A 12059-nucleotide genomic window follows, 5' to 3' on the forward strand; every position below is an offset into this window, starting at 1 on the left:
GAGAGCTGGCGGCATCGCAATTCGATGCGGCATCAGGCGACGACCTTGGGTGTCGCATTGCTCGACGGTGGTGTGCGCATCGCTTGGTCCCGCGCCAGTATCGTCGGGCGGGTGCAGCTCATCACCGACCGTAAGACCGTGCTCCGGGTGGGTGCCGGTCTGGTCACCGGATCGGCGCTGGTCGTCGCGGGTGCCAATATCCGATTGTGGCTGTTGTCGGCCGGATATCGGTCCGGACCCGCGGCCGCGCCGACGGCTCCGGTGGTGATCGTGCCGGGCGCGAAGGTCGGGCCCGATGGTGCGCCGATGGCCTATATGCGCGGGCGACTCGATGTCGCGATCGAACTGCTGCGGGCCGGAAAGGTGCGTGAGATTCTCGTATCCGGTGATGCGGCGGGCACATCCGGCGACGAAATCGCTTCGATGACAAAGTATCTCGCGGACCACGGCATCGATCCGGCGGTGGTGCGCTGCGATGGCGAAGGCTTGTCGACCCGGGCGACGTGCGCTCGCGCCAAGAATTTGTTCGGCATCGACCGCGCCATCATCGTCACGCAATATCAGCATCTGCCGCGGGCGGTCGCATTGTGCCGCGGCGCGGGCATCGATGGCCACGGTGTCGTCGCGTATTGTGAGTGCAGGCGAAAAACACTTGTGCGCAACACTATTCGTGAATGGTTGGCCGCGCCCAAGGCGGTTGCCGCGCTGATCTGACGCTGATCCGAACCCTAGCGGGGGTCCGGAAGCGCGGGATCCATCGGATCGACCGGACCACCGGGATTCGGGATCGGTGGCGGTCGCATCGGATCCGGCTGCGGCCGAGGATCGGGGATCGGCGGCTCCGGTGTCGGGCCGGGCTCTGGTGGTCTCGGGTCCGGCGAGGGGCCGGGTACCGGCTCGGGACCGGGCTCTGGTGGTCTCGGATCCGGCGAGGGGCCGGGCACCGGCTCGGGACCGGGCCTCGGCGGAATCGGCTGCGGCGCCGGACCAGGGAGCGGCTCCGGATGCGGTTCGGGCCCCGGCACCGGTTCGGGCATGGGTTTCGGCGGCACCGGATCCGGGATCGGTGTCGGTGGTACCGGATCCGGAATCGGCGTCGGCGGGATAGGACTCGGATCCGGTGGCACGGGACGAGTCATGTGCATACCTCCTCGGCACAGCGGTACCCATCCGATGGCGGGTGAATCAGCCGACGGATCCAGGCGCGGCGGCCCCGCGCATCGAAGTGTTCCCTTCCCCGGCCGGGATCGGTCGAGCGTTTTCCCAGCTGCGAGTCGCGGTGCCGGTCGAGGAGATCTGACGGTGCTCATGTAGAACGACCTGGCTGCATTCCCGGTGTATCTCGCCTGCCGCGCTCAATTGGTTCGGGCGGCGTATCCGAGCGGCAACTTCTGTGGCGGACAGTTGATCACCGTATCGTCGTCGAGATCCCGGGTTTCCAGGAAGGTGATGCGCCCGGACGCGGCGACCAGGGTGAGCGGGTAGGTCGGTCCCTTCTCCCGGTCGGCGATGATCGCGTCGAGATTGTCCTCGCATTGGGTGAGGGTGCTTTCGGGATAGTCGAGCATCCATTGCGGGTAGGAAATGGTGGTGTGCACCCGACGGTCGCCGAGCCAGATGATGAGCACCGTGGTGGTTCCGGTCGGCTCCACCCAGGCGATCTTGTACAGATCGTCATTGAGCTGGACCAGCTTCGCCGCCTGATTCTTGGCCCAGCGCCCGAACATCGGTCCCATCAGACTTCGCGTTTCGATCGTCTGCGGACCCCGCACGTACAGCTCGTATTTCCAGCCGTTCTCATAGGCGTAGATGAGATGTTTGCCGACAATTCCGGAGAGATCGCCGGTTAGTGCCGAGACCGTGATCGCTGACTGCTGCGCGCTCATCGGTAACTCCTCTCGGTCGACCAACGCGGTCGGTACCTGCGTCTTTGTTGTCAGCCTAATCACCGGCGCAAGCATTGCGAACAGTTTGCCGGGAACGGCGCAGTCATGTCCGAGCGGACCGCGGCGACCGATCCTGACCGGACTCGGCCTGCTCGCGACGGGTGGTGTGGTGTCGGCGGTTGCGGTGTTCGTGGACCTCGGCTACCCGGTGCTGGCGGTCGGCCTGCTGTTGTCGGGATTCGGTGTCGCCTTTGCCCTTCCGGCGTTGGTCACCGCCATTGTCAACGTGGCACCTCTGGGGACCGCGGGCTCGGTCGGCGGTCTGCTCAACGCCGTCCGACAAGTCGGCGCGACCCTCGGTGTCGCGATCATGGGCGCGCTCGTCACCCCTGGCATCGGCTGGTCCTTGCTGATCTCCGCAGCGGTCTGTGCATTCGTCGGCATCGTCTTCGGCTACCACCGCGCCGCCGAATCCTGATGTCGGCGAAACGGAGTGCGGCCACGAAGTACGGTGTCGAATTGTCGGCCCGCAGCACGCCCGCAAATTCGTTGCCCGGCTCGCCGAGTTCGACGAGGTTGACCATGCGGGGTTCGGCGGTGCATGGTTGGCCGATGACCGGCGACGAGGTCCGTGCGGGTGTAAAGCTGACCAATCTCGACGCACCGCTGTTCGACGGTGCCGACGCGACGAAGCGCGATCTGATCGACTATCTCGAATTCGTCGGTGATCGACTGGTCGGACAACTGCGCGATCGTCCGCTCTCGGTGGTGCGCATCCGGCCTGGCCAGGAACCGTTCATGCAGAAGAATTTGCCGAAGTACACCCCGGACTGGGTGCGTCGGGTGACGGTATGGGCCGAGACTTCCAAACGCGAAGTGACCTACGCCCTCTGCGATGACGTGCCCACATTACTGTGGTTCGGCAATCAGCGCGCGGTCGAATATCATCCGACCCTGCTGCTGGCCGATCACAGCGCGGGCCCGACCCACCTGATCCTGGATCTCGATCCACCCGAGGGCGGTCCCTTCCAGCAGGTCGTGCTTGCCGCCGAACTGATCAGGCAGGCGCTCGCCGATGACGGACTCGCGGGAGCGGTGAAGACCAGCGGCGCAAAAGGTGTGCACGTCTTCGTACCGATCCAGGCGCGCATTCCGATCGAGGATGTCGCCGCCGCCACCCGGGCGATCGCGGCCAGGGCTGAACGCATCGATCCGGATCTGGCCACCACCGCATTCATCCGCGAGGACCGCGCGGGCAAGGTCTTCCTGGATTCGACGCGGGCGGGCGGTGCGACCGTCGTCGCGGCCTACAGCCCGCGCGTGCGTCCGGATGTGCCGGTGTCCTTCCCGATCGAATGGGCTCAGCTCGCAGATATCAGTCCGGGCGACTTCACTGTGCGCACCGCACCGAAGCAACTGGGCGATCGGGATCCGTGGGCGCAGGAAATGCCCGCACCACAAGCCTTGCCTGCCGATCTCATCGAGGAGGGCCACACCATCCCGGTGGCTCGGGTCCAAGCGATGCACGAGGGCAAGCGCCGGGCCCGGGCCCGCAGGCAGAGTTAGCATTTCAGTGCTCGATGACGGTGCGGAAGTGCGCCGCCCCGTCGGTGATCGCGTCGACAGCGGCCAGAACCCGGAATTCGACGCCGTCATCGGTGACCGTGCAGACCTCCGTCGCGCCGATATCGGCGTCGAGGGAGTTGGGGCAACGTACGTCCTGCGGGGTGTGCCCGGTCTGGTCGGTGAAATCGATGGCGACCCGCCTGGCGAGCTGTGAACTGGAGATCGCGTCCATGTCATCGTCGTCATTGCCCCAGCCGACGGAGGTTTGGGCGAAGCTGCCGAGAATGCCGACGATGAGCATGACGATCAGCAGCGTCCGGCCGCCGCTGGAGAGCACCAGCGGGCGGGTCGGCGACGGAGCGGGTTCGGGCCCACCTTTCACCCGAGCACCACCCGTCATCGAATTGCCTGTATATGTCGGACCGGATGGGGCTGCCTGCTCATCGCCGAAAACACCCTTTAGATACGTCGGGGTCAGCAGGTACGCGTAGGCGGACACCCGCATTTCGATGCGCAGCACCGCCGAAGTGGCCTCGAAGATCGCACCCGGCATCCGTCCGGTGATCAGGATGATCAGCCACAGAATGAACGAAATGATCCCCCATCCGGTGGTGAACCAGCTCGACAGCACCAGGATCGGGAAGGCCAAGATGAGCCGGAACAGCACGGCGAGGCGGTTCAACGGTGTGGGCGCGGGGAACAGCAGGCGGATCGGATAGTCCGGCGCGGTCCAGGCGAACGGTGGGTAGTCGTCGACCAGCAACATGGCGTAGCCGTGCACTCGCACGGTGTATCCGTAATACCCGCGCAGGAACTCACCGCACCAGTCGGGCAATCGGCCGAGCACCAGCGCACCGAACCAGCCGCAGACGATCACCACGAAAGCGGCGATGCTCAGGAACCAGAGCACGATCAGCTGAGGTATGGCCAACAGCAGTCGCAGCAGAACGGTCCAGCGGCGGTGTTGCTCCGGCGGAAAGACATCCAGTTCGACCAATGGTTCCCTACTGGTCGGTAATCCTTCTCTCATTACCACGGCGACCCACTCACTTCCTTCGTCCAGCGGAATTGTCCAGAACTCGGATGAGTGAGATCGAATGTAGCCCGTGGATTGCCGATAGATCGGTAACCGCGCCGACCGGGCCGGACCACGGTGCGAAGGGCTCGCTTTCAGGGGATCTTGATCTGATCGACGGAATTCCGCGGCATGCGGCGCCGCCGTCGAATTGCTCGAAGATATGGCGAACGCGCCCGATGCCGTGCACACGCTCGCGGCTCGATTCGGAACGCCGGACCGCATTGTCGCGCCGCACGAATTCGATTTGCTGACCGCGTCCCTATTGCGCGGGGAATTCGATATCGCGGGTGACAGTCCGGATTATGTGCTCCCATTTCGCACGAAATGGTGATGGGTGCGTCGGTCGCGACCGCGGGCCGGCCGCCGGTCTGGTCGCAGCGGTGATCGTCGCGAAGGCGGAGTACGGGCGGGACCGATGTGCCCTGGTGGCAGCATCGTGGGCGGCTACCCGGTGGCCGAGACCGCGGTGTCAGCCGGGCCGATCGGTAGGACGAAGGACAGCTCGCCGCGCCGGGCCACCCCGAGTTTGCGGTAGACGCGGGTGAGATGTTGTTCGACAGTGCTGGTGGTGATGGCGAGTTTGTCGGCGATCTCGCGATTGGCCTTGCCGCGGGCCGCCAGCTCCGCCACCCGGCGTTCGGCGGGGCTCAGCGTCGCGAGCCCGCCCGGAATCCGGCGCAGTTCGGGCATGGGTTGGGTCGGCTGCGTCGCGGTGTGGGGTTTGCCGTCGAGTAGATCGCGCAGCAGCACCCCGGCGCCGCAGGTTTCGGCGATACGCGCCGCATCGCGGATCAGTGTGCGAGATCGCTCGTGATCGCCGACGCTACGGTGTGCCTTGCCGAGTTCGGCTAGAGCCGTGGCCAATTCGACATCATCACCACCGGTGCGGGCGATGGCGGCCGACTCACGCAGCAACCGGAAGGCTTGATAGCGATCGCTGGTGGTGGCGAGCAATCGGAGTGCGACGCCGCCGGAGCGGTGCCGGTCGGCGGTGCCGAGCAGCTCGAGATGTCTGGTCGCGAATTCCTGTGCCTGCCGGTGCTCGCCGAGTGCGAGGTGGGCGGCGGCAATGTCATTGCGCCACGGCACCAGCCAGGGGAAGTCCATATTCCACCGGTCCATGAGATGGCCGCAGCGGCGGAAACTGCGCAATGCCTCGTCGGCGCGGCCCACCGCGAGGTGATGGTGGCCCTGCGCCTGCAGATACGGCAGGCCGAAGCGCGATTCGAAAATCGTTCGGGGCACGGGCCTTTCGAGTTGGGCCGTGGCCTCGCCATGCCGACCGGCGATGGTCAACGCGTGCACCATTGTGGCGATCGGCGTGCCGATCCAGAGGCCGAGGTGTTCGGCGGGTACGTAATTAAGGGCCAGCGCCGCATCGCTGATCGCATCGCGAATGTTGCCCTTGCGCAACATGGTTTCCGCGCGCAACCCGGCGAAGATCGATTGCCAGGTCGGGGCGCGGCGGGCATCGGCTTCGGCCAGTAGCGATTCGCACCAGGCCGCCGCGGTATCGAGCCTGTTGCTGTAGATGAGGCAATGCACAGCCGCGACCAGGGTTTCGATCGTGGTCGAGGTGAGGCGGTGACTGGTGAGCAAACGCTGTGCGAGCGTGGCGATCTCGTCGAGCGGATGGGTGAACAGGCCGGTGAGCAGATCTGCGCCGTGACGATGCGGTGAATGCTGGTCGGTGCGCACCTTGGGCGGCCGGGCCGGAGCCACGAACAGTCGGGGATGACGTTGGACGTGCGGGGGATAGGAGTACCGCAGCCAGGCGCGCAGGAAGTCGATCTCCGGTGTCGCTTCGCCCGGTTCGCCGCGGTTCAATTGGCCGAGTGCGTGATCGGCCTGCTGTACCTGCCCGTGCCACAGCAGATACATGATGGCGGAGGGCAATTCGGGGTACGGTACCCGACCCGCGCGCAGCGTCGCCTTCAACCGCGTGAACTGGCGCGAGCGGGTCGATGGGTTGATCCGCCATTCCAGGCAGACGAGCCGGATCGCGATGGTGGCCCGCTCGCCCGCGTCCCGGGTGGCGCGATAGGCCAACTCCAGCCGATCGACCGCCGGTTCGATCTGGTCATTGGTTATCGCGTCCTCGGCGGCGGTACGCAGTACATCGACGGCCCACGGGTAGCCGGCGGCACCGGCGTCGACCAGGTGGTCGGCGACGGTGCTCGCCGGAAAACCCCTGACATGCAGCAGTTCCGCGGCCCGGCCGTGCAACTTCTGCCGGACCTGGTCGGGGGTGTTGCGCAGGATCCGCTCACCGACCTCCGGATGTTCGAAACGCGCGGTTTCGGCGAGTTGTCGGACGACCGCCCGCACCGCGGTCTCGTCCACCTCCAGCAACTCGGCGACCAAGCCGACCGTGCTCGCGGTGCCGAGCACGGCCATGGCCTGACCGACCCGGGATTTGGCGAAGTCGGCCCACCGGTCGCGATGTGCTGGGTTGTCGCTGTGTGGCGAGACAGGCTGACACATGCTCGGAGCCCTTCGTCGAGGTGGTGAGCCCGACTGAGGGAGAGCACCATCGAAACGAGTAGCTCGGGTGCACTGAGGATGCGGCATCGTCGCAGCGGGAAGGACGCGTCCACGCGCCCGATGATCCAGCCGGTGAACACAGGTTAATTCGCCCGGCCGATCCTGTCACGACAACTGATGACACCTACGTAATATGAGGTTTTTCAATGCCTTTCGTGTCATTGACTCCCGGCGTGCGCGAATGCGTGCGGGTGGTAGGCCAGACAGGCGGCCGAGGTGTCGTCGGCGGCCAGGAACAGCACCGTGCGTGCCGCGTCGAGAGCGCCGCTGTCGCGCGCGCTCACGTACGCGTGCACCGGGGCCGCGGAGTACGGATTGTCCACCGAGGGGTCGACGCCGACCACCGATTCCGCTGTGAATCCGAGCGCCGCCGCCAAGCGAGCACGGAAGGTGAGGGTCCAAGTGGGTGCGAGCAGCACGGCGCGACCCTCGGCGAAATCGGCGACATCCAGTCCTTCGGCGGTCAGGCAGTCGCGCACGGCGACCGCGGCCAATTCGACCAGATCCTCGGCACCGGCGCGGGTGCTCATGGCCGAGCGACCGTTCGCGCCGGCCTCGCCCATCGCGACCCATGCGGTCGGATCGGCGGGCCCGGCGGTATCGGTGGCGTGCAGCCCACCGAATCCGCCTGCGGTGCCGGATGTTCCGAGCAGGATCGCGGCCGCGCTGGTGCTGTAGGGGAAGCCGTCGACATGACGCTCGGTCGAGGGATGTGTATCACCTGCGACCAGCAGCGCATACGACACATCGCCGCTGACCAGGAAGCATTCGGCGGTCGCGATCGCGTGTAGTAGTCCGGTCCCGCCGTTCATCAAATCGAAGGAGAAGGCGGGCACCCGGCCGGGGGCGTATTCGAGGCCGATGCCGACCCGCTTCTGGATCAGCGCCGATACCGCGGGTTCGGAGATATTCTGATCGCGGAAGACTCCGGCATTGATCAGCATTCCGACCTGCTCCGGGGCAATGCCCGCCTGCTCGAGGCAGGAGGTGGCCGCCCGCGTCGCCAGGTCGAAATAACTGCCGGTATCCAGATCGGCATTGATGGCGGCCGCGAGGATGGTAGTCGGCATGGCTCAGGCCTCCAGACGGGAGATGGTGGCTGCGAGGTGTCCGGAGACGATGCCGGATGCCTCCGGAATCATGAGCACCTTGGAACCCTTGGGGATCCTCTGCTGCGCGAGGTGTTCGTGCAGGACCACGAAATGCGAGGTCGACGCCGTATTGCCGAAGTCGTGCAGCACATTCAGGGCTTGGGGCATCGGGGTGCCGAAGTACTGCTCGGTGAGGTGCGAGATGTACTCGATGGCGGGCGCGCTGAACTGGTGGTGGATCCAGTAGTCGAACTTCTCGCTCTCCCAGGTGCGCCCGGTCTCCTCGAGGAAGCTGGACATGCGGTTGATGGCCTGCAGATAGCGGCCCTCGTTCTGCATCGCGCGGTTGTCGGTGTACAGCGCGATTCCGGGGCCCTGGTCGCTCGGCATCCCGATGCAGTGTTCGGCGCCGTCGGCGGAGGTCATCAGTTCGACGTAGTGGATTTCGTCGTCGTCGTCACCGCGATCGTCGAGCATTACCGCGACCGCCGCATCGCCGACGGTCAGCGCCGCGAACTGCGGGTCGTAGGGCTTGCTGATCTCACGCGCCGCGGTCTCCGCGATCGGCGTGATCTGTTCGCCGCTGACCACCAGCCCATTGCGGACCACACCGGCCTTGATCATGCGATCCAGTACCAGCACCCCGGTCATCATGCCCGCACAGGCATTCGAGACATCGAAATGGCGGGCCGTCGTCGTGCCGATCTCCTTGCCGAGCATGACCGCGAAAGACGGTGCATAGCAGAAGATTTCCTTCCCGCGAGTGCGGGTGATGGAGGCGGAGATGACCACGTCGATGTCGTCGGGGGCGTAATCGGAGTGCGCCAGGCAGTCCTCGATGGCGCGCAGGGCCAGATCGAAGGAGGATTCGTAGCCCTCGTCGCTGGAGTCGTAGACGCGCCGATTCTTGATGCCGGTAATCCGTTCCAGGTCAAGGGATCTCGGCACCGCCAGTCCGGCGATGATCTCCTCGGTGGAACGGACGGTGGATGGTGTGTACGAGCCGATGGACTCGAAACGTGTGCGCAGCATTACCCCTGCTTTCTGTGTCGCATTTCTTCCCTGTTGCCAGGAGTTTCGACGGCGCTGTCGTTGTGGACGCCCTATTCGGGCAGCCCGACCAAACTTGCGCTCACCTCGCACAATTGGCGGGCCCGCGCATCGTCGCGGGCCAACCGCGACGGTTCGCGCTCGCGGGTCTTGCGGAAATAGGCACCGGTCACCTCGGCGACGCTCGGATCCGTCGCGAGGAAGGTGAGCGCGGCGGCGCCCTCGGCCGCGGTGATGAAGAACAGGCGTTTGCTCAGCGCGACGATCGGTTGCCCGAACCATGGCAGCGAATTCCAGATGCCGGTCGAGACCGCGCCGGGATGGAAGGCATTGACCGTCACACCGGTGCCCGCCAGCCGATCGGCCAGCGCGCGGGCATAGAGCACATTGGCCAATTTGGACCGGCTGTACGCCTTTTCGCCCGAATACCCTTCACGGAACCCGAGATCGTCGAAATCGAGGGTCGCGCCGTAGTGCATCACCGAAGAGGTGAACAGAATGCGCGCGGGGGCGCTCTGCACCAGTACATCGATCAGCAGTTCGGTGAGCAGAAATCCGCCGAGATGGTTGGTCGCGAAGGTCGCCTCGATACCGTCCTCGGTTTCGGTGCGCGTCTGGTGATAGCCGCCCGCATTGTTGGCAAGTACATCGATGCGGTCGTAGCCGGCTTCGACCGCCTTGGCGAGTTGGCGCACCGACGACTGTGATGCGATATCGCATTCCAGCGTATCGACCGCGCCTGCCCCCGCGGCCAGCACCAATTCCGCACTGTCGGCGAGCTTCCGCGGATTCCGGCCGACCAACACCAGCCGATCGCCCCCCGCGGCGAGTTGTTGTGCGGCTTCGAGACCGATGCCCGAGGTGGCCCCCGTAATCAGGATCGTCTTCATGTTCGATCACCTTGCCATCTTTCGCATGGCCGAAATCCGCTCTCCGGGTTCCGTCGGCGAGTTGCCAGGTGTGTGCGGAAGGCCTGGTGGCAGCGTGCGATCGATTGATCGCGCAGATCAGCATGCGCGTGCAGAATTCGGCCCAATAATGCTGCGCCCTAGTTGTAGCCGTCGCGCATGAGTGTCGATAGGGGTGGATAGGGGTAGATCGTTTCGTTCGAGCCGGTTCGGGCGGAGCGATCCGGGAACCCCAGCACCAGAACCTCAGCCGTCCAAGTGTTAATTCGGCAACTGCGAACGAAACCCCTTCTCACGTAATGCAATTAGGCGGCCGATCGGTCCGCAACGGGTCGTGTAGCGCACGCCTTCGATGAGGTATGTTGGCCGTTCAGGACTCGGCTGGGGTAGCCGGTCCCGTTATTCGGGCGATCTGCCGGGCCAGGTCGTCCGGATCTGCGAGCCGTTGCTCAGGTGGCGTCAGCCAACATTGCGCGAGCAGGTCGTACCCGATTCGACCGATCTCCGCATGCCGAGGCCATGCACTATCACCCATCGCGGCAACCGCGACCAGCGTCTCGATCAGCCGATCGCGGAGGGAACCAGGATCGGTCCACCCAGCGCGCCACCGATCAGCAGCGCCAACGGCGTAATGGAGACGACGGCGATCCCGTACTTGCGCACTACGAACAAATCCGGCCACACCGAACTCGATATCGCCTTCAACAACGCCGGAATCTCACCGCCGGAAGACGATTCGATTCTGACCACCGGCATCGACGCCTGGCGTCGGGTGCAGGAGGTCAATCTGACCTCGGTGTATCTGTGCAGCAAATACGCCATCAACCACATGCTGGACCGGGGCTCTTGCGATATTTCGACATAGGTATCGACGGCTCGCAATGCCGATGTCAGGCACTGAAGTACTCAGGCCGAGAAACAGGGTTCAGAAACAAAATAGCCCCCGCCAGGGCTTAGCCTAGATACGGCTCTGTCCGTTGCTCTGCATGGTGTCGTAGCCGTAATCGCACCGTCGCGTGTACTGGTAACTCGGCCAGCTCGTCCAGGCTCAGAAACCGAACCTCGGTGGATTCGTTGCTGACCGTGATCCGGCCGCCGGTAACGCGGCCGTAAAACGTGATGTTGAACTCTTGGCGTATCTCGCCGTCTGCGTATTCGATAATGTGCTCGGGATCTGTGTAGATACCGAGTAGCCCGGTTACATCGATATCAAGTCCGGTTTCTTCTTTGGTCTCGCGGATGACGCATTGTTCCAGCGTTTCGCCTATTTCCATGATGCCGCCCGGCAGTGACCAGTTACCGGAGTCGCTGCGGCGCTGCATGAGTATCGCGCCGTGGTCATCCACTACTAGTGCGGATCCGCCTGGCACCAGGCTGTTCGCCTCAGGTGGGTCAGGGTCTCGGTAGTAGTCACGCCGTGAGCCCATCGGAATTCACCTCTTGCAGGTATGGGGTTACGGTTCCCCAGATCTGTTCGAATTGGTCTTCGAACGATGCGAACAGCCCGTAAGGGGAGAGCTTTCGGAGGTAGAGCGCGGGGTGCTGATAGCCTCTCGCTCGAACCAGGTACGGCGTCACCAACATCAGGTCATCGAACCTGAACACCGAGTTGTACAGGTGCGTGGTGTGTAGCCCGATATGGCACCCGGGAGTCTCGGCAAGGGTGCCGATCATGCTCAGCGCGTTGCGTATCCGTCCGGGCAATGTCCCTTGCATCTGTTCGAGCGCGTCACGCTCGGCTACGTGTGCGGACTGCGGGTCCGCGAAGGCGAGGCGGACGTTCGCGCCGTTGCGGCACTTGTCCGCAATCAGATCAGCGGCATCGGGCAACAGTTCGAGGACGAATGGGTAGGCGTACCCGATGATGTCTATTCGCTGAGTAGCGCTCTGCAGCAACGATGTCCAAACCTCGTTGGGCACGTCGGCCCGGTGTGCG

14 protein-coding genes are annotated in these 12059 nt (G+C 64.6%); 5 read left to right on the top strand and 9 right to left on the bottom strand.

What is annotated here, in order from left to right; all coding sequences use genetic code 11:
• Window positions 1–45 precede the first annotated feature (45 nt).
• Window positions 46–714 (top strand): SanA/YdcF family protein, encoded by a 669-nt coding sequence (locus tag ACQPXH_RS09060; protein ID WP_433601829.1) that lies wholly within the window; start codon window positions 46–48, stop codon window positions 712–714.
• Window positions 715–728: 14 nt separating this feature from the next.
• On the opposite strand, the gene ACQPXH_RS09065 is transcribed toward ACQPXH_RS09060, so the two are convergent.
• Window positions 729–1139, bottom strand: coding sequence for a hypothetical protein (locus ACQPXH_RS09065; protein ID WP_433601830.1), 411 nt, complete (start codon window positions 1137–1139; stop codon window positions 729–731).
• Window positions 1140–1355: 216 nt separating this feature from the next.
• Window positions 1356–1886: a phenolic acid decarboxylase gene (locus ACQPXH_RS09070; protein WP_433601832.1), complete on the bottom strand. Its 531-nt coding sequence runs from the start codon at window positions 1884–1886 to the stop codon at window positions 1356–1358.
• On the opposite strand from ACQPXH_RS09070, the gene ACQPXH_RS09075 reads away from it, so the two are divergent.
• Both ACQPXH_RS09075 and ACQPXH_RS09080 read left to right on the top strand, forming a co-directional pair.
• Window positions 1810–2364, top strand: a complete 555-nt coding sequence (locus ACQPXH_RS09075) for an MFS transporter (RefSeq protein WP_433601834.1) — start codon at window positions 1810–1812, stop codon at window positions 2362–2364. The two genes, ACQPXH_RS09070 and ACQPXH_RS09075, sit on opposite strands and share 77 nt — an antisense overlap.
• 134 nt (window positions 2365–2498) lie before the next feature.
• The gene (locus ACQPXH_RS09080; protein ID WP_433601836.1) at window positions 2499–3452 is read left to right on the top strand and encodes a DNA polymerase domain-containing protein; all 954 of its coding nucleotides are present in this window, start codon (window positions 2499–2501) and stop codon (window positions 3450–3452) included.
• Between the two features lie 4 nt (window positions 3453–3456).
• Here ACQPXH_RS09080 and ACQPXH_RS09085 read toward each other — a convergent pair whose 3' ends face one another.
• Window positions 3457–4449, bottom strand: coding sequence for a DUF4389 domain-containing protein (locus ACQPXH_RS09085; protein ID WP_433601838.1), 993 nt, complete (start codon window positions 4447–4449; stop codon window positions 3457–3459).
• A gap of 241 nt (window positions 4450–4690) precedes the next feature.
• Here ACQPXH_RS09085 and ACQPXH_RS09090 point away from each other — a divergent pair, with 241 nt between their 5' ends.
• Window positions 4691–4861 carry a hypothetical protein gene (locus ACQPXH_RS09090; RefSeq protein ID WP_433601840.1) on the top strand — a complete coding sequence of 57 codons (171 nt, stop codon included), beginning with the start codon at window positions 4691–4693 and terminating at the stop codon, window positions 4859–4861.
• A gap of 113 nt (window positions 4862–4974) precedes the next feature.
• On the opposite strand, the gene ACQPXH_RS09095 is transcribed toward ACQPXH_RS09090, so the two are convergent.
• The 4 genes from ACQPXH_RS09095 to ACQPXH_RS09110 form a co-directional block, all read right to left on the bottom strand.
• Complete coding sequence (locus tag ACQPXH_RS09095) at window positions 4975–7014, bottom strand: helix-turn-helix transcriptional regulator (RefSeq protein ID WP_433601842.1); 2040 nt, start codon at window positions 7012–7014, stop codon at window positions 4975–4977.
• Window positions 7015–7232: 218 nt separating this feature from the next.
• On the bottom strand, window positions 7233–8144 hold the full coding sequence (locus ACQPXH_RS09100) for a hypothetical protein (protein ID WP_433601844.1): 912 nt from the start codon (window positions 8142–8144) through the stop codon (window positions 7233–7235).
• Window positions 8145–8147: 3 nt separating this feature from the next.
• Window positions 8148–9197: a 3-oxoacyl-ACP synthase III family protein gene (locus tag ACQPXH_RS09105; protein ID WP_433601846.1), complete on the bottom strand. Its 1050-nt coding sequence runs from the start codon at window positions 9195–9197 to the stop codon at window positions 8148–8150.
• A gap of 71 nt (window positions 9198–9268) precedes the next feature.
• A complete protein-coding gene (locus ACQPXH_RS09110; protein WP_433601848.1) occupies window positions 9269–10105 on the bottom strand; it encodes an SDR family oxidoreductase in 837 nt (278 codons plus the stop codon).
• Between the two features lie 526 nt (window positions 10106–10631).
• Here ACQPXH_RS09110 and ACQPXH_RS09115 point away from each other — a divergent pair.
• A complete protein-coding gene (locus ACQPXH_RS09115; protein WP_433601850.1) occupies window positions 10632–10988 on the top strand; it encodes an SDR family oxidoreductase in 357 nt (118 codons plus the stop codon).
• 88 nt (window positions 10989–11076) lie between these two features.
• Here the strand turns inward: ACQPXH_RS09115 and ACQPXH_RS09120 are convergent, their stop codons facing one another.
• Window positions 11077–11469, bottom strand: a complete 393-nt coding sequence (locus tag ACQPXH_RS09120) for an NUDIX domain-containing protein (RefSeq protein WP_433601852.1) — start codon at window positions 11467–11469, stop codon at window positions 11077–11079.
• 64 nt (window positions 11470–11533) lie between these two features.
• Window positions 11534–12043: a hypothetical protein gene (locus ACQPXH_RS09125; protein ID WP_433601854.1), complete on the bottom strand. Its 510-nt coding sequence runs from the start codon at window positions 12041–12043 to the stop codon at window positions 11534–11536.
• Window positions 12044–12059 lie beyond the last annotated feature (16 nt).

The sequence above is a fragment of the Nocardia sp. CA-135953 genome, from assembly GCF_050955735.1.
Taxonomy (GTDB): domain Bacteria; phylum Actinomycetota; class Actinomycetes; order Mycobacteriales; family Mycobacteriaceae; genus Nocardia.

Excerpts from the sequence above, each read along its gene's own strand:
- ACQPXH_RS09065 (WP_433601830.1), bottom strand. The coding sequence starts at position 1,139 with ATGACTCGTCCCGTGCCACCGGATCCGAGTCCTATCCCGCCGACGCCG.
- ACQPXH_RS09075 (WP_433601834.1), top strand. The coding sequence starts at position 1,810 with ATGAGATGTTTGCCGACAATTCCGGAGAGATCGCCGGTTAGTGCCGAG.
- ACQPXH_RS09070 (WP_433601832.1), bottom strand. The coding sequence starts at position 1,886 with ATGAGCGCGCAGCAGTCAGCGATCACGGTCTCGGCACTAACCGGCGAT.
- ACQPXH_RS09080 (WP_433601836.1), top strand. The coding sequence starts at position 2,499 with ATGACCGGCGACGAGGTCCGTGCGGGTGTAAAGCTGACCAATCTCGAC.
- ACQPXH_RS09090 (WP_433601840.1), top strand. The coding sequence starts at position 4,691 with ATGGCGAACGCGCCCGATGCCGTGCACACGCTCGCGGCTCGATTCGGA.
- ACQPXH_RS09095 (WP_433601842.1), bottom strand. The coding sequence starts at position 7,014 with ATGTGTCAGCCTGTCTCGCCACACAGCGACAACCCAGCACATCGCGAC.
- ACQPXH_RS09100 (WP_433601844.1), bottom strand. The coding sequence starts at position 8,144 with ATGCCGACTACCATCCTCGCGGCCGCCATCAATGCCGATCTGGATACC.
- ACQPXH_RS09105 (WP_433601846.1), bottom strand. The coding sequence starts at position 9,197 with ATGCTGCGCACACGTTTCGAGTCCATCGGCTCGTACACACCATCCACC.
- ACQPXH_RS09110 (WP_433601848.1), bottom strand. The coding sequence starts at position 10,105 with ATGAAGACGATCCTGATTACGGGGGCCACCTCGGGCATCGGTCTCGAA.
- ACQPXH_RS09115 (WP_433601850.1), top strand. The coding sequence starts at position 10,632 with ATGCCGAGGCCATGCACTATCACCCATCGCGGCAACCGCGACCAGCGT.